Below are 16039 nucleotides of genomic sequence, written 5' to 3'. Positions count from 1 at the left end.
AGCACAACAGGCGCCGTTCACTGGTGAGAGCCGGTAAGATGTGGTAAGCTTTGTGTAAATCTTTTGCCGGAGACGAATTCATGAAACGTAAATTCTCAGACCGGGCCAATTGGCGCCGCATATTGAAGAAGAGCTACGCTTGCATCCCCATGGATGAACCGGGATTCCGCGGATTCGTGACGATGTATCGGATTCACGATCTCCGCGATCCGCTGTGGAAGGAATATAACGGCCGGCGCATGTGCCTCGCCGACAAAGGCTACTTGTGGATGCAGCACTTCCCCCGAGGGGAACACTTCGTCGTGACGACGATGTTCGATGACAAGGGCCAGGTCGTGCAGTGGTATATTGACATCTGCAAGACGCAGGGGCTGACCGATCAGCAGGTGCCTTGGTTCGACGACCTGTACCTAGATATCGTCGTGCTGCCGACGGGAGAGACGCTGCTGCTGGATGAAGATGAGCTGGAGGAGGCGCTCGACGACGGCCACATAACGCCGCGCGATTCCGCTATGGCTCAGAAGACGGCATCCCGGCTGCTCTCGCTGATCAAGCAGAAGAAGTTCCCCTACTTCGACATGAGTCTGCGCCATCGAACGGAGCTTCTCGAACATTTCGGTTGGGAGACGAACGGTTCATGAATATGGAGAGGTCCGCTGCGAGCCATGATAAGACGACGCTTCCTTCCGGGACTAGCCTTCGCGCTCGACAGCGGCGAAGCAAGCGGCCGCTGTCCAAGCGGTTGCTGCGGCTTGCTCTCTATTGCCTCGTTGCCGGATTCATCGCTCTCATCGTCTGGTGCGCAGCGTTGTTCATGATTATTGTGCGTTTCGAAGGCCAGCCGGGGAGCGTTCTGCCGAAGGGGAACGATGTCGGCATTGTGCTGGGCGCCAGTTTGTGGTCGGACAGGCCAAGTCCGGGACTGCTGGAGCGTCTGGATTATGCGCTTAGCCTGTATGAGGAAGGCGTATTCGAGCGCTTCCTCGTCTCGGGCGGCTTGGACGACAATGGAGCCACGATCACGGAAGCGGAAGGAATGCGCCGATATTTGACGGCACAAGGCGTGCCGGATGCGGACATCGTCTTGGAGCCGAAGGAGCACAGCACGCTCGAGAATTTAAAGTTCTCGCAAGCGATCATGAGCGAGAACGGCTGGCATACGGCGGTGATCGTGACGCATCAATATCACGGCTCCCGCGCTGCCAATATCGCGAAGGCTCTCCGCTACGATCCGGTCCAAGTCAGCGTCACGGACAGCCGCGTCCTGCACTTGACCTACAATCGGACGCGCGAGGTTCTGGCCTATACGAAGTGGCTCGCTGACAAGTGGTTGTTGCATGCGGCTTGAACCGCCGGAATAGATTGATATTGCGGCGATTTGCCGACTGCAGCGCGCGGGGTGATAGGCGATGAATACGAAGACGGACTTATCGGGGAACCGCAATTCAGCCGCAGCGAGACCATCGCGGCAAATTAACGTCGTGTTGAGATCGACAGATCAAGCGGGGACGGCGGCAGCTCCTGTACAGGAGACGGCGAAGGCGATCCCGAACAGCGGACCGTGGCTGGAATGGCAGCGAGAGCTGGACCGAATGGTCGGCCTCGACAGCGTCAAGGAGCTCGTCTACGAGATCTACGCGCTGCTTCAGATCGCGCAGATGCGCGGCGAGGCGGGGCTTCATAGCGAAGCGCACGTTTACCACATGATTTTCAAAGGAAATCCCGGCACCGGCAAGACGACGGTCGCCCGTCTTCTCGCTAAGCTGTTCCAGGATATGGGCCTCTTAAGCAAAGGCCATCTGGTTGAAGTGGAGCGCGCCGACCTGGTCGGCGAGTATATCGGGCACACGGCCCAGAAGACGAGGGATCTCGTCAAGAAGGCGCTGGGCGGCGTGCTGTTCATCGACGAAGCGTACAGCTTGGCGCGCGGCGGCGAGAAGGACTTCGGCAAGGAAGCGATCGATACGCTGGTGAAGGCGATGGAGGATTACAAGAACCAATTCGTGCTCATTCTGGCTGGATACACGATGGAGATCGACTTCTTCCTCCTGCAGAATCCCGGCTTGCCCTCGCGCTTCCCGATTCAGATGGAGTTCCCGGATTATTCGCTGGACCAGCTCGTGCAGATCGCCGAAGGGATGGCGAGAGAGCGGGACTATGCATTCCTGCCGCAATCGCTTCTCAAGCTGCGCCACCTGATCGTGCAGGAGAAGACAGAGTCGCCTTTCCACTTCAGCAACGCGAGGTTCGTGCGCAACGTGCTGGAGCGGGCGATCCGCAATCAAGCGGTCCGGCTGCTCTCCAGCTATCCGAACGGGTCGCCGGGGCGTCAGGAGCTGGTCTCGCTGAAGCCGGAGGATCTGCGCAGTCCGGCCGTATCCGCCAATTCAAGCTATGCATCAACGGCGGGAGAGACGCCATTTTGTTAAATAGAACGATACAGATGGTTGAAAATATGGAGGCATCGATCGATACATGAGACCTCGTACATACGAGACCCAAACCAGCGCGCCCGAACGCGCCTTGCTAGTGAGCCTCGTGACGGATGAGACGCGCCGATCCGGGATCGATCCTGAGCTGTCGCTGCAGGAGCTTGTTCAGCTCGCCGAGACTGCCGGCGTCGAAGTGGTGGATACGCGGATGCAGAACCGCGAGACGCCGGACTCAAGGTGGTTCGTGGGCAAAGGCAAAGCCCTCGAGCTGAAGGAGCTCGCGCAGCTGCATGGCATCACGACCGCCATCTTCGACCAGGAATTGTCCGGCGCTCAAGTCCGCAACCTGGAGGAGACACTGGATGTCAAGATTATCGACCGAACGCAGCTGATCCTGGATATCTTCGCGGGAAGGGCAAAGACGCGCGAAGGCATCCTGCAGGTTGAGCTCGCACAGCTGACGTATCTGCTTCCCCGGCTGTCCGGACAAGGCAAGAATCTGTCGCGGCTTGGCGGCGGCATCGGAACGAGAGGCCCGGGCGAGACGAAGCTAGAGACGGACCGGCGACACATTCGCGGCCGGGTCAGCGAACTGAAGCGCCAGCTCGAGAGCGTGACCGCGACGCGCAATCTCCACCGTGAGCGGCGCCGCAAGACCGGCGCCGTGCAGATCGCGCTTGTCGGCTACACGAACGCGGGCAAGTCAACGCTGCTGCGCCAGCTGACGAACGCGGACGTGCTGGCGGAAGACAAGCTGTTCGCCACGCTCGATCCGACGTCGCGGACGCTGAAGCTGCCGAGCGGCAAGGAAGTGCTGCTCACCGACACGGTCGGCTTCATTCAGAACCTGCCTCACGATCTCGTCGCCGCGTTCCGCGCGACGCTGGAGGAGGCGAACGAGGCGGATCTGCTCGTTCATGTGATGGACGCTTCGTCCCCCATGCGGGACCGCCAGCGGGAAGTCGTTGAGCAGGTGCTTAGCGAGCTGGGAGCCGTAGGGAAGCCGCGATTGTACGTGTACAACAAGATCGACGCTTGTTCTCCTTCGGAGCTGGAGTTGCTGCCGGGCGACGCGGACACGCTTCGGGTGAGCGCATTTAACGAGCGGGACATGCAGATGCTGCTGCATCGGTTGGAGGACAAGCTGCTCGGAGACGTCTGCGTGCTGCGATTGCCCGCTTCGCGCGGGGATCTGGCGGCGCTGGCTTACCGGGTCGGCGAAGTGACGGCGCAGGAGACGGAAGACGACTGGTTGATTCTGACGATCCGGTTGAATCCAGCCGATATGGAGAAGTACGGCCAATCTCTGGAGGCGTATCGAGTTAGTGCCGATGCGCTCGATACAGGGAATGCGGCATTCGTAACCAATGTAGAGACAGAAACGGAGTACAGAACGAAGCATGAGTAGATGGGACGGCAATTGGGGAGGCTTGGCGAAGGCGGCGGAGCATAAGGCTGCCGCGCGCCTGGCCGAGACGGATCTTATAGCGGAGCGCAACCAGTGGAAGGTCATTCAGGCGTTCCAGAAGCATAAGGTGAGCGACTATCATTTTGCGGCGTCGACGGGCTATGGCTATAACGACCGGGGGCGCGAAGTGTTGGACGAAGTATATGCGGATGTCTTCGGCGCCGAAGCGGCGATCGTCCGTCCGCATCTCGTATCGGGGACGCACACGATCGGTGCGGCCCTGTTCGGCGTTCTTCGGCCGGGCGACGAGATCGTGTTCGTGACCGGCAGGCCGTACGATACGCTGCACAAGGTGATCGGCGAAGCAGGAGACGGCACCGGCTCCCTCGCCGATTGGGGTGTGAAGTCGGTGACGGTTCCGCTCGCGGCGGGCGGCCGCGTCGACTGGGAGGCGGTCTCCCAAGCGGTGACTGAGAGAACGAAGGTGTTCGCCATTCAGCGGTCGCGCGGCTATGATTGGCGCCCGTCGTTCACGATTGGCGAACTGGCGGAGATGGCTGACAGGTTGAAGGAGCTGAAGTCTGACGCCATCCTCTTCGCGGACAATTGCTACGGCGAATTCACGGAGGAGCGTGAGCCGACGGAGGTCGGCATCGATCTGATCGCCGGCTCGCTGATCAAGAATCCAGGCGGCGGCCTTGCCGCTAGCGGCGGTTACATTGCCGGCCGGCGAGAGCTGGTCGAGCTGGCGGCTTACCGCGTAACCGTCCCCGGTATCGGCGGCGAAGTTGGGGCGATGCTCGGCACGACGCGCTCCATCTATCAAGGGCTGTTCTTAGCGCCTCTGCTCGTCAGCCAGGCGGTCAAAGGAAGCATTTTCGCCGCTGCGGTGTTCGAGGAATTGGGCTTCGAGACGCATCCGAAGTGGGACGACCCGCGAACGGACCTCATTCAGGCGGTCAAATTCGATACCTCGGAGCAGCTGATCGCGTTCGTGCAGGCTGTTCAGAAGGCAGCGGCCGTCGACGCGCACGTTGTCCCCGAGCCGTGGGAGATGCCGGGCTATGAGCATCCGGTCATCATGGCGGCAGGAACCTTCATTCAAGGAGGCAGCTTGGAGCTGTCCGCGGACGCACCCATACGCGAACCTTACATTGCTTTCATGCAAGGCGGCCTGACTTACGCGCATGTTAAATTAGCGGTACGCCAAGTGTTATCCGATTTCTTGCATAAGGGACTGATCTGACGATAGAGACGTGACAATCGACGGTTTGCGCCATAATGAATCGTTATTAAACCTTACATTCCTTGACACCTTTGTGGGATGCCGCTACAATGGAAGTGGTTACAAAATATCAGGTGTCACGATGAAAGGTTGATTAAGTATGGCTGCTGGCGACGAGATACGCAGGAATATGGCGTTGTTCCCGATCGGTATCGTCATGAAGCTGACGGACCTAACGGCCAGGCAAATTCGTTACTATGAACAACATGAGCTGATTCAACCGGCCCGTACGGCAGGGAACCAAAGGTTGTTCTCGTTCAACGACGTCGAGCGTCTGCTTGAGATCAAGGCGTTGATCGAGAAAGGCGTGAATATTGCCGGTATCAAGCAAGTGATGAACCCGGTAGGCGAGGGCGGAGACGACGGCACGATCATCAACGAACAGTCGGAAGTCAAGCGCCGCGAGCTCTCGGATTCGCAGCTTCACCGCATGCTGAAGCAAGAGCTGATGGCGGGCAAGCGCCCGGGCCAGGTGTCCCTCATTCAAGGGGAGCTGTCGCGCTTCTTCAAGAACAAGTAGGGTGAGATCGCATTACGATTCAATCGAGGAGGGTTCCTATGAGCACGAATTATACCCGCGAAGATATTTTGCGGATTGCCAAGGAAGAGAACGTACGTTTTATTCGGTTGCAATTCACTGATTTGATGGGCATTATTAAGAACGTCGAGATTCCGTTCAGCCAATTGGAGAAGGCGCTCGACAACAAGATGATGTTCGACGGCTCTTCGATCGAAGGCTACGTCCGGATCGAGGAATCCGACATGTATCTATACCCGGACCTCAGCACGTGGGTCATCTTCCCATGGGTGACGGAAGACAAGGTTGCTCGCCTCATCTGCGACATCTATATGCCGGACGGCACGCCGTTCGCCGGCGATCCTCGCGGCATTCTGAAGCGCGCGCTTCAGGAAGCGGAAGAGATGGGCTTCTCGGCGATGAACGTCGGACCAGAACCGGAATTCTTCCTGTTCCAGACGGATGACAAAGGCAATCCGACGACCGAACTGAACGACCAAGGCGGCTACTTCGACCTGGCGCCGACGGACCTCGGCGAGAACTGCCGCCGCGATATCGTGCTGACGCTTGAGGAGATGGGCTTCGAGATTGAAGCTTCTCACCACGAAGTGGCGCCCGGGCAGCACGAGATCGACTTCAAATATGCGGACGCAATTCGCGCAGCCGACCAGATCCAGACATTCAAGTTGGTCGTTAAGACGATCGCCCGCAAGCACGGCTTGCATGCAACGTTCATGCCGAAGCCGCTGTTCGGCATGAACGGCTCGGGCATGCACTGCCACCAATCGTTGTTCCGCGGCAGCGAGAACGCATTCTACGATCCGAACGACAAGCTCGGCCTCAGTGCTGTCGGACGCCAATACATGGCGGGCGTTCTGAAGCATGCCCGCGGCATGGCGGCGATTACGAATCCGACGGTCAACTCGTACAAGCGTCTCGTGCCAGGTTATGAAGCCCCTTGCTACGTTGCGTGGTCTGCAGCTAACCGCAGCCCAATGATCCGCATCCCGGCTTCCCGAGGCCTGAGCACGCGTATTGAGGTGCGCAACCCGGATCCAGCGGCTAACCCGTATCTGGCTCTTGCCGTGATGCTCAAAGCCGGTCTGGACGGCATCCGCAGCAAGACGCCGTTGCCGGCTCCGGTTGACCGCAACATCTATGTCATGTCCGAGGAAGAGCGGATCGACGCCGGCATTCCGAGTCTGCCGATCGACTTGCAGTCGGCGCTGGCCGAATTGCTCCGCGACGAAGTCATCTGCGACGCGCTCGGCGATCACGCACTGACGCACTTCTACGAGATGAAGGAGATCGAGTGGGACATGTACCGCACGCAAGTGCACCAGTGGGAGCGCGATCAGTACCTGACGATGTATTAAACGCGGCATAGATAGATCAATCGCCTTCCGGCACCCTCGATCGGGGTGCTGGAAGGCGATTCTTGTTGTATTGCGCTTGGCTTCGTAGATATTCTAATGAATGAAACTCATAATAGCTGCGACGATTGATCCGATTAGGGACGACAATGCGGTTGCACATGCAATGACAAACCCAGCCGATATTTGGGTATCCGAACGCTTGTTCCGATGCCGTAACATTAGATCAACCTCCCGTATTGTTTAAACTCCTTCCTGGTTGCAAGTATTCCCTCTAAACCGGCCATCTAGTAGTCTAGCAGGATTGTCCGAGTGAATTTTAATCTATGACAAACTGTCCCGAGCTGTTAGAGAGACGATCGGCATATCTATCCATAAGAAAACCGCCGCTGCGAGTCGTTCGGCTCGCAGCGGCGGCAGGGCGCGCGTTTGAATTGATTAATGCCATTAATGAAGGCTGCGGATAAGCCCGATCACCTTGCCCAGAATACTAACCTTGTTCAAGCGCAGAGGCTCCATCGTGCTGTTCTGCGGCTGCAGGCGAATGTGGTCGCGTTCCTTGTAGAACGTCTTGACGGTCGCTTCATCATCCTCAGTCATGGCCACTACGATATCGCCGTTGTTGGCGGATTGCTGCTGACGCACGATGACGAAGTCGCCGTCCAGAATGCCGGCTTCAATCATACTGTCGCCGGAGACCGACAACATAAAGACTTGCTGATCGCCGACCATATGTTCGGGCAGCGGATAGTACTCTTCGATGTTCTCCGTTGCGGTGATCGGAACGCCGGCCGTTACTTTGCCCACGAGAGGGACCTTGCGAACGTTAAAGGCGTAATGCGTCGGCGATTCGCCGTCTTCATCTAAGATCTCGATGGCGCGGGGCTTCGTCGGATCGCGCCGAATCAGGCCCTTCTTCTCCAGGCGATCCAAGTGGCCGTGCACGGTAGAACTGGATGCGAGTCCGACGGCTTCGCCGATCTCGCGGACGGAAGGGGGATAACCCTTGTCCTTCACTTCATTCTTAATAAATTCTAGAATCGCAGTCTGGCGATTGGACATCTTCGACACGTCCGTTACCTCCTAGAGTATGGAAGAGTTCATTTGTGACAAATTATAACACAGAACCGAAGTTCGCACAAACATTCGTTCTCTCGGAACAAATGTTCTAAATTATGGTTGATTCAAACGTATGTTCGTGTTATGATCGAACCAGAACAAATGTTTGGGGAGCGATGAACATGGTACATACGTGGGTATTGAGTTCGAACGGACAAGCTGGACGTTTGGCGAATGCTGCGATCGATAGAAATAGGAACAACAGATTTTCGGCAACTAGCGGACGGCAACGTCAGACCGCAGATATCTCGGCGGCCGGGTGGAAGCTGCTTCGGGTGCTCATCTTCGCAATCGTGTTCCTGATCCTGTTCACTGGATTAACGCTGATGCGTACTTCTGCAGATGGATCCGTAACGCCTTCGGTTACTGCAGAGGAGAAGGTGGTATTCGCGGATACGGGCGACACGCTGTGGGGGATTGCGGAGGACGTCAAGCGTGACGGGCTGGATACGCGCGATGCCATTCATCGAATTATGGAACGCAATGGATTGACTTCATCATCTTTGCGAAGCGGCGATGAACTGATCATTCCATCGAGCGTTCTGGAACCGTAACACCCTTCACTCGTATTACCGGAAGGAATCCGGATAGGACTTGTGAATTGCATGTCTGCGATGATTCGGGACAGCAATTTGTGAGTCCTTTTTATTCACTCGAATGGCGCTGCGATTGCGATAATTGAAGTGTGTGCAGCTATGATCATTCCGTTGCTTCGCGGCGCCTCGCCGCCTTGACAAGAGAAGACGGTTGATGTCAAAGTAGAAGAGTGTTTCTCGGAACGGAAGGAGAGTGAAGAATCGATGAGCGACTTGATCAAGCGAATTAACGAACTCGCCCATAAACATAAAACGGTTGGCCTGAGTGAAGAAGAACTGACTGAGCGCGAGACGCTCCGCAAACGTTATTTGGACAATTTCAGACGGAATTTCCGCCATCAGCTTGACCAGATCGAGTTTACGGACGAGCCGCCTAAGGCTACAATTAAGCACTAAGATAGGCAGCTATTAATTAGAGGGGGATTACATCGCATGTCACGGTCTTGGGAACGCATGGTGGAGCGAAATTCAAAGCAGTTAAACAAGAAGCGCAAGAAAGAGGGCAAACATGCGGTTGCTGCCCCTGCTCAGCAAATCGATCGTTTCCAAGGACGCAGCTACATCGTTCCGTCGCTGTTGCTGCTGGTGGTTATTTTCTTCGTTATTATGTATACGCCGTGGGCATCGGAGACCGGTGAATCTCCAGGTCTTATGTGGGTGACGGTCGGCTGTTATGCATTGCTGGCGCTGTTCTATTATTTGCGCAGACCGTACCTATCCGTAGGCAAGGACTATCTGGAGACACGCCGGTTCTCGGGCTTTAAGCGCCTCAAGCCGACGGAGATCCGCAAGATTGTGCTCCAGCCGGGCTATGTGCTTATTGAGACAGTCAAAGGCGGCAATTGGGTATTCTCCCGCATGATGAACCGCTTCCCGGTCGAACGCATGGGCGAGAGACTGCAGGCGTATGCTGCTCTTCACCATATTGAATTGGAGCGGAAGAGCAAGTAAGAACGACATCTGGGGAGGATCCGGGAGATGACAATCAAGGCTGTATTGTTCGATTTGGACGACACGCTGCTATGGGACGAGCGCAGTATCAGAGAAGCTTTCGCAGAGACGTGCCGAGCCGCTTCGGAGAGAACGGGCCTGGCCGCCGAGCAATTGGAGGCTTCGGTTCGCAAGGAAGCTAGAGCGCTCTATGAGAGCTTTGAGACGTTTGACTTCACCAAGATGATTGGCATCAATCCGTTCGAAGGATTATGGGGCAACTTCAAGGGCGGCGAGCATCCGATGTTCCGCAAGCTGCAGCAGCTTGCGCCGGACTATCGCCGCACCTCCTGGACGCGCGGACTGGCGGCGCTCGGGGTGAATGATCCAGCACTTGGCGCAGAGCTCGCCGAGCTGTTCCCCGCGAAGCGACGCAGCTTGCCGTTCCTCTACGAGGAGACGTATGATGTGCTGAAGGAGCTTCGCGGCAGCTACAAGCTGCTGCTGCTGACGAATGGCTCGCCCGACTTGCAGCAGGAGAAGCTAGACGGTGTGCCAGAGCTCGCGCCTTACTTCGACGAGATTGTCATCTCAGGCCAATTCGGCGAAGGCAAGCCGTCTCCGCGGCTGTTCCAGCACGCGATGGACAAGCTGGGCATCTCCGCCGAGGAAGGCGTTATGGTCGGCGACAAGCTCACGACTGATATTCAGGGAGCGAACGGTGTCGGCATGGCTTCGGTATGGGTGAACCGCCACCAGATCGAACGATCGGACGAGATTGTGCCATCCTATGAGATCGCAAGCTTAAAGGAACTGATCCCTCTTCTAAATCGGTTGAACGGCTGATAGCCCTCATATGCAATCAAAAATCCCCGGACAAGGAGCACAAGGCTCCGAATCCGGGGATTTGCATGCTCAGACCTATACCATTACTTCACGAATGCAGGATCTTCGAACGGATGAGCAATCCAGCCTTCGGTCTCGATGAACAGGCGAACCGCGACGACCTTGCGCGAGTCGGTGAGCGTGAAGAAGTGTGGGTTGCCTTCCGGAACGGAGATGACGTCGCCAGGGGTGAGGATGACATCGAAGTAGCCGACGGAATCGTCGCCCTTGATGATGAAGATGCCTTCACCGGCCGTGATGGCGCGAACTTCGTCCTCCGAGTGCGTGTGCACTTGCTCGAACTTCTTCAGCAGTTCTTCGATGTTCGGCGTCTGCTCGCTCAAGACGACGATGTCCCAAGTCTGGTAACCGCGGCGAGCAGCCAAGTCTTTGATCTCGGATTCGTACGTGGACAGAATCTCTTCCTTGTCTTCAGCGCTCAGACTGAAGTTCTCTTGCAGGCGCTCCGGCAGCTTCTTCGGATCCCAGTGCTCGTACAAGACGCCTTGCTTCTCAAGGAAGGAACGGACGTTCTCTTCGCCTTGGATCAGTTCGCCGGAATTGCGCACTTTAATCGTTGCCATGGAATATTCCTTCTTTCCCACTATGAATTAATGCCATAATTATAGCCCAAACTTTGCCTGCTGTCGACAATAGCGGCATTCCGTATCTTCCCGATAACCACCTATTCTGGTAGTATAAAGGTTAACGATTTTGCAGACGAAGGAAGAGGCCATCTACCATGACTTTAACGCATACGAAACCGTCATTGCAAGAGGCGCTCCAGCAGCGCATTCTCATTCTGGACGGCGCAATGGGTACTATGATCCAGCAAGCGAATTTAACTGCTTCCGACTTCGGAGGCGAAGAACTGGAAGGCTGCAACGAGATGCTCGTGCTCACCCGGCCGGACGTTATTCTGGATATCCACAGCGCTTATCTGGCCGCCGGCTCGGATATTATTGAGACGAACACGTTCGGCGCGACTTCTGTCGTACTCGCGGAATACGATATCCCCGGCAAAGCAAGAGAAATCAACCTGGCGGCGGCGAAGCTGGCGGCGGAAGCGCGCGATCGCTTCTCTACGCCGGAGAAGCCTCGCTATGTGGCAGGCGCGCTTGGCCCGACGACGAAGACGCTGTCCGTGACCGGCGGCGTGACGTTCGACGAGCTGGTCGAATCTTATCGCGAACAAGTCGAAGCGCTCATTGAAGGCGGCGCGGATGCGATCCTGATCGAGACAAGCCAAGACACGCTGAATGTGAAGGCGGCCGGCATCGGCGTTCGCCAGGCGTTCGAGCGGGCAGGCGTCGAGCTGCCGATCATGATCAGCGGCACGATCGAGCCGATGGGCACGACGCTCGCCGGCCAGAACATCGAATCGTTCTATATCTCGCTCGAGCATCTGAAGCCGGTATCCGTCGGCTTAAACTGCGCGACCGGTCCGGAGTTTATGCGCGACCATATCCGTACGCTCTCCGGGCTCGCGAACAAGGCAATCAGCTGCTATCCGAACGCGGGGCTGCCGGACGAGAACGGCCATTACCACGAGTCGCCGGACTCGCTCGCGAAGAAGCTGCGGGCATTCGCCGAGCAGGGCTGGATCAACGTCGCGGGCGGCTGCTGCGGCACGACGCCTGCACACATCGCGGCAATCGCCGAAGCGATGAAGGATGTGGCGCCGCGCAAGCTGGAAGGCTCGCATCCGCCGGCGGTATCCGGTATCGAGACGGTCTACATCGAGAACGAGAGCCGTCCGTTCATGGTCGGAGAGCGGACGAACGTGCTTGGCTCGCGGAAGTTCAAACGTCTCATTGCAGAAGGCAAATACGAGGAAGCGTCCGAGATCGCGCGCGCCCAAGTGAAGAACGGGGCGCATGTCATCGACGTGTGCGTGCAGGACCCGGATCGCGACGAGAAGGAGGACATGAAGAAGTTCCTCGAGTTCGTCACGAAGAAGATTAAGGCGCCGCTCATGATCGATACGACGGACCCATCTGTCCTTGATCTGGCGTTCAAGTACATCCAAGGCAAGTCGATCATTAACTCGATCAACCTCGAGGATGGGGAAGAGAAGTTCGAGATGGTCGTGCCGCTCGTTCACCGCTACGGCGCGGCCGTCGTCGTCGGCGTGATCGACGAGCGCGGGCAGGCGATTACACGCGAAGACAAGCTGCAGGTTGCGCTTCGTTCGCACGAGTTGTTGACGAACAAGTATGGCGTGAAGGAAGAAGACATCATTTTCGACGCGCTCGTATTCCCGGTCGGCACCGGCGATGAGCAATATATCGGCTCCGCGAAGGAGACGATTGAAGGCATCCGTCTCATCAAGCAGGCGCTGCCGAAGTGCCAGCAAATTCTCGGCGTCAGCAACATCTCGTTCGGCCTGCCCGAGGCGGGGCGCGAGGTGCTCAACTCCGTCTTCCTGTACGAATGCACGAAGGCGGGGCTCGACTATGCGATCGTCAACACAGAGAAGCTGGAGCGTTACGCGTCCATCCCCGAGCACGAGCGCAAGCTGGCTGAGGACCTGCTGTACAACACGAACGATGCGACGCTCGCCGCTTTCGTTGCCGCTTTCCGCGACAAGAAGGTCGAGAAGAAGGTCAAGGCGGACAATCTGACGCTGGAGGAGCGGCTGGCGAGCTATGTGGTGGAGGGCAGCAAGGAAGGGCTCATCGCCGACTTGGACGAAGCGCTGCAGAAGTACGCGCCGCTCGACATCATCAATGGACCGCTGATGGAGGGGATGTCGGAGGTCGGCCGGCTTTTCAACAATAATGAATTGATCGTCGCCGAAGTACTGCAGAGCGCAGAGGTCATGAAGGCGTCCGTCGCGCACCTGGAGCCGCACATGGAGAAGAACGAATCCGCGGTCAAGGGGAAAATCATGCTGGCCACCGTCAAAGGCGATGTGCATGACATCGGCAAGAACTTGGTCGAGATCATTCTCGCTAACAACGGCTACGAGATCGTGAACCTTGGCATCAAGGTGCCGCCGGAGCAGCTGATCGAAGCGTACCGTGCCGAGAAGCCGGACGCGATCGGCTTATCGGGGCTGCTAGTCAAGTCCGCGCAGCAGATGGTGCTGACCGCGCAGGACCTGCGCAACGCGGGCATTGACGCGCCAATTCTCGTCGGCGGCGCCGCGCTGACGCGCAAGTTCACGAAGACGCGCATCGCGCCGGAATACGACGGCGTCGTCCTGTACGCGAAGGATGCGATGGACGGGCTCGATCTCGCGAACAAGCTAAGCGATCCGGCGCAGCGCGCGCGTATCGAAGAGGAGCACCGTGCCGCGCTCGCCGCGTTGCTGGACGAAGGCGAGCAGAAGAAGGAGCTTCCGGAGCCGGCGCGCGCGCGCCGTTCGAACATCTCGCAGGACGCGCCGTTGTTCGCGCCGCCGGATTACGAGCGCCACGTGCTGCGCGACTATCCGATCGCCCACGTGCTGCCGTACGTGAACTACCAGATGCTGCTCGGCCATCATCTCGGCGTGAAGGGCAAAGTCGACGAGCTGCTAGCCGCAGGGGACGAGAGGACCGTGCAGCTGAAGGAGACGGTGGACGGCATCATCCGCGAAGCCGGGCAGAAGGGCTGGCTGAAGCCGCAGGGCATGTACCGGTTCTTCCCGGCGCAGTCGGATGGCAACGACATTCTCATCTATGACCCGCAGGACACGACGAAGGTGCTGCACCGGTTCACATTCCCGCGCCAGTCGGTCGAACCGTACCTGTGCTTGGCTGACTTCCTGAAGCCGGTGGACAGCGGCGTCATAGACACGGTTGGTTTCCTCGTCGTGACGGCCGGCCAAGGCGCCCGCGAGCAGGCGGAGCTGTGGAAGCAGCAAGGCGACTACTTGCGCTCGCATGCGCTGCTATCGACAGCGCTCGAGATGGCGGAGGGCATGGCGGAACGCGTGCACCAGATCATGCGCGATAACTGGGGCTTCCCGGATCCGGTCGAGATGACGATGAAGCAGCGGTTCGGCGCTCGTTACCAAGGCATCCGCGTCTCGTTCGGCTATCCGGCTTGTCCGGATCTCGAGGATCAAGGGCCGCTGTTCGCGTTGATGAAGCCGGAGGACATTGGCGTTGAGCTGACCGAGGGCTTCATGATGGAGCCGGAGGCGTCGGTGTCGGCGATGGTGTTCGCGCATCCCGAAGCGCAGTATTTTAATGTCGATAAAAGTTAATGGCATAAAGTAAAATGGAGAAGGTTTGGCATAGAATAGTTCCTAAATTTGAAAACCCAAGAGCCGGACGCGGATACCATCGTCCGATTCTTGGGTTGTTGTTGTGAATGGAGAGGCTATTAAGACTCGTCTGGAATCTCTTGCTTAAATCGCTTGATGGCGTTACGGCGGCGCGCATTCTTGTCCGTGATCGCTTCTTCTTCCTCGGACCCGATCTCGTCGGCATGCTCGTCCAGATACGCTTCGGCTTCCGAAATACTCTCCTTGGTGTTCTTGATCGCGTTCCGAAGATGAATTGCGTTATCGGCCCGGTTATCGGGTTTAGCCATTGTTCGTTCATTCTCCTTTGGTCGTATAAAATGATGCCTTCAACAGGCTCCGCTAGATAGCATGTCAAACAGGACCGATTCTTATCCGCGGACGCGGGGGAGAATCGCTCTCTTACACGGCGATAACGCTCGGCTGGCACGACCCGAACCGATCTCCTATATGCTGAACTCGTGAGGATGCATGCAAGGGGACCTCTCCGCATCGACGACACGAACAATTGGAGGAGCAGAGCGATGGATAGCGGTTCGCATACTTTGTTCGGCGTGACAATTGCCTGAGCGACGCATCTGCTGCCAGATGCTCAGCATAACCCCGCTCTATCGGCCGCGGTGCTGTGCGTTGCCTTGATCGGCTTTCATGCGCCTGATGGTGATGCCATTCTTCGGCTAAGAGGCAACGAATCTTACATCAAGCACCACCGCGGCTGGTCGCATTCGCTTCCGGCCATGCTGCACTGGCCGCTCGCGATCAGCCCGCTCGCTGCAAGAGACGCTTCCGCAAGTGGAAGGCGGTACACGTGCTGCCCGATCTGCTCTGGGCACAAATGGCACTACGTCGTGCAGACCGATGAAGGCTTCCGCATGGGCCGGGTCGTCGGACGGCGTCTGCTGCCGATGGCGTAGCTTCCCCGCGCCGAAGATGTGTCCCACGAATGCGTGAGGGAGTCGCGGAGGTCGCCGAAGGTGCAGGCGCTCATTCACTTCTCCAAGCGAGCCTATGTGAAGTGGCAGAAGCAGCCGGACGGCGGCTATCTCGTCACATGGACCGACCTGCGCTTCTGGCGCGACCGCGATTGGCCGTTCCGGGCGGAGGTGCGGATGGACAGCCAGTTCAACCTGCTCGAGCAGAAGCTGGGTTGGCACAAGAAGGCTTAGGAGCACCCGTATGTGTGAGGCGGGTTAGCAAGTTTTGCGCGGCTGTAACCGGTCCAAGCCGGGTTACAGGGCGGGTTAGCGAGTGTAAGGCGGC

Annotated in this window: 17 protein-coding genes; 14 read left to right on the top strand and 3 right to left on the bottom strand. The window is 57.6% G+C overall.

The annotated features are described in order from the left end of the window. Window positions 1-80: 80 nt before the first annotated feature. The 7 genes from H4Q31_RS20330 (at window position 81) to glnA (ending at window position 7018) form a co-directional block, all read left to right on the top strand. Complete coding sequence (locus tag H4Q31_RS20330) at window positions 81-641, top strand: ribonuclease FAU-1 family protein (protein ID WP_185180893.1); 561 nt, start codon at window positions 81-83, stop codon at window positions 639-641. Continuing rightward, complete coding sequence (locus H4Q31_RS20325) at window positions 638-1348, top strand: YdcF family protein (protein ID WP_245347340.1); 711 nt, start codon at window positions 638-640, stop codon at window positions 1346-1348. The genes H4Q31_RS20330 and H4Q31_RS20325 overlap by 4 nt, the downstream gene beginning before the upstream one ends. A gap of 61 nt (window positions 1349-1409) precedes the next feature. After that, window positions 1410-2429, top strand: coding sequence for an AAA family ATPase (locus H4Q31_RS20320; protein ID WP_185180892.1), 1020 nt, complete (start codon window positions 1410-1412; stop codon window positions 2427-2429). Between the two features lie 46 nt (window positions 2430-2475). After that, entirely contained in the window at window positions 2476-3840 is a 1365-nt protein-coding gene (gene hflX / locus H4Q31_RS20315) for a GTPase HflX (protein ID WP_185180891.1), read from the top strand. Continuing rightward, window positions 3833-5086: a methionine gamma-lyase family protein gene (locus H4Q31_RS20310; RefSeq protein ID WP_185180890.1), complete on the top strand. Its 1254-nt coding sequence runs from the start codon at window positions 3833-3835 to the stop codon at window positions 5084-5086. Before hflX ends, H4Q31_RS20310 begins: the two co-directional genes overlap by 8 nt. Before the next feature lie 139 nt (window positions 5087-5225). Beyond that, on the top strand, window positions 5226-5645 hold the full coding sequence (locus tag H4Q31_RS20305) for a MerR family transcriptional regulator (protein ID WP_185180889.1): 420 nt from the start codon (window positions 5226-5228) through the stop codon (window positions 5643-5645). A 38-nt stretch (window positions 5646-5683) separates the two neighbouring features. Beyond that, complete coding sequence (gene glnA / locus H4Q31_RS20300; RefSeq protein ID WP_185180888.1) at window positions 5684-7018, top strand: type I glutamate--ammonia ligase; 1335 nt, start codon at window positions 5684-5686, stop codon at window positions 7016-7018. Between the two features lie 444 nt (window positions 7019-7462). Here the strand turns inward: glnA and lexA are convergent, their stop codons facing one another. Beyond that, complete coding sequence (lexA, locus tag H4Q31_RS20295) at window positions 7463-8086, bottom strand: transcriptional repressor LexA (RefSeq protein ID WP_185180887.1); 624 nt, start codon at window positions 8084-8086, stop codon at window positions 7463-7465. 170 nt (window positions 8087-8256) lie between these two features. On the opposite strand from lexA, the gene H4Q31_RS20290 reads away from it, so the two are divergent. The 4 genes from H4Q31_RS20290 to H4Q31_RS20275 all read left to right on the top strand — a co-directional run bounded on the left by H4Q31_RS20290 (window position 8257) and on the right by H4Q31_RS20275 (window position 10506). Then, the gene (locus H4Q31_RS20290; RefSeq protein WP_185180886.1) at window positions 8257-8688 is read left to right on the top strand and encodes a LysM peptidoglycan-binding domain-containing protein; all 432 of its coding nucleotides are present in this window, start codon (window positions 8257-8259) and stop codon (window positions 8686-8688) included. Between the two features lie 246 nt (window positions 8689-8934). Then, window positions 8935-9126, top strand: coding sequence for a DUF896 domain-containing protein (locus H4Q31_RS20285; RefSeq protein WP_185180885.1), 192 nt, complete (start codon window positions 8935-8937; stop codon window positions 9124-9126). 36 nt (window positions 9127-9162) lie between these two features. Then, window positions 9163-9681: a hypothetical protein gene (locus H4Q31_RS20280; RefSeq protein ID WP_185180884.1), complete on the top strand. Its 519-nt coding sequence runs from the start codon at window positions 9163-9165 to the stop codon at window positions 9679-9681. Window positions 9682-9708: 27 nt separating this feature from the next. Continuing rightward, window positions 9709-10506 carry an HAD family hydrolase gene (locus tag H4Q31_RS20275; protein WP_185180883.1) on the top strand — a complete coding sequence of 266 codons (798 nt, stop codon included), beginning with the start codon at window positions 9709-9711 and terminating at the stop codon, window positions 10504-10506. 83 nt (window positions 10507-10589) lie between these two features. On the opposite strand, the gene mtnD is transcribed toward H4Q31_RS20275, so the two are convergent. Then, window positions 10590-11129, bottom strand: a complete 540-nt coding sequence (gene mtnD / locus H4Q31_RS20270; RefSeq protein ID WP_185180882.1) for an acireductone dioxygenase — start codon at window positions 11127-11129, stop codon at window positions 10590-10592. A 158-nt stretch (window positions 11130-11287) separates the two neighbouring features. On the opposite strand from mtnD, the gene metH reads away from it, so the two are divergent. Further along, window positions 11288-14740 carry a methionine synthase gene (metH, locus tag H4Q31_RS20265; RefSeq protein WP_185180881.1) on the top strand — a complete coding sequence of 1151 codons (3453 nt, stop codon included), beginning with the start codon at window positions 11288-11290 and terminating at the stop codon, window positions 14738-14740. Window positions 14741-14859: 119 nt separating this feature from the next. Here the strand turns inward: metH and H4Q31_RS20260 are convergent, their stop codons facing one another. Then, window positions 14860-15069: a small acid-soluble spore protein Tlp gene (locus H4Q31_RS20260; protein WP_185180880.1), complete on the bottom strand. Its 210-nt coding sequence runs from the start codon at window positions 15067-15069 to the stop codon at window positions 14860-14862. Between the two features lie 288 nt (window positions 15070-15357). Between H4Q31_RS20260 and H4Q31_RS20255 the strand changes: the two genes are divergently transcribed. Further along, window positions 15358-15693 (top strand): metal-dependent hydrolase, encoded by a 336-nt coding sequence (locus H4Q31_RS20255; RefSeq protein ID WP_376698277.1) that lies wholly within the window; start codon window positions 15358-15360, stop codon window positions 15691-15693. Window positions 15694-15711: 18 nt separating this feature from the next. Then, entirely contained in the window at window positions 15712-15945 is a 234-nt protein-coding gene (locus H4Q31_RS20250; RefSeq protein WP_512698818.1) for a hypothetical protein, read from the top strand. Window positions 15946-16039 lie beyond the last annotated feature (94 nt).

The organism is Cohnella lubricantis (assembly GCF_014212015.1).
GTDB classification, from domain to species: Bacteria; Bacillota; Bacilli; order Paenibacillales; family Paenibacillaceae; genus Cohnella; species Cohnella lubricantis.
Note: the sequence above shows the minus strand (reverse complement) of the source record. Positions and strands in the feature narration are given on the sequence as shown.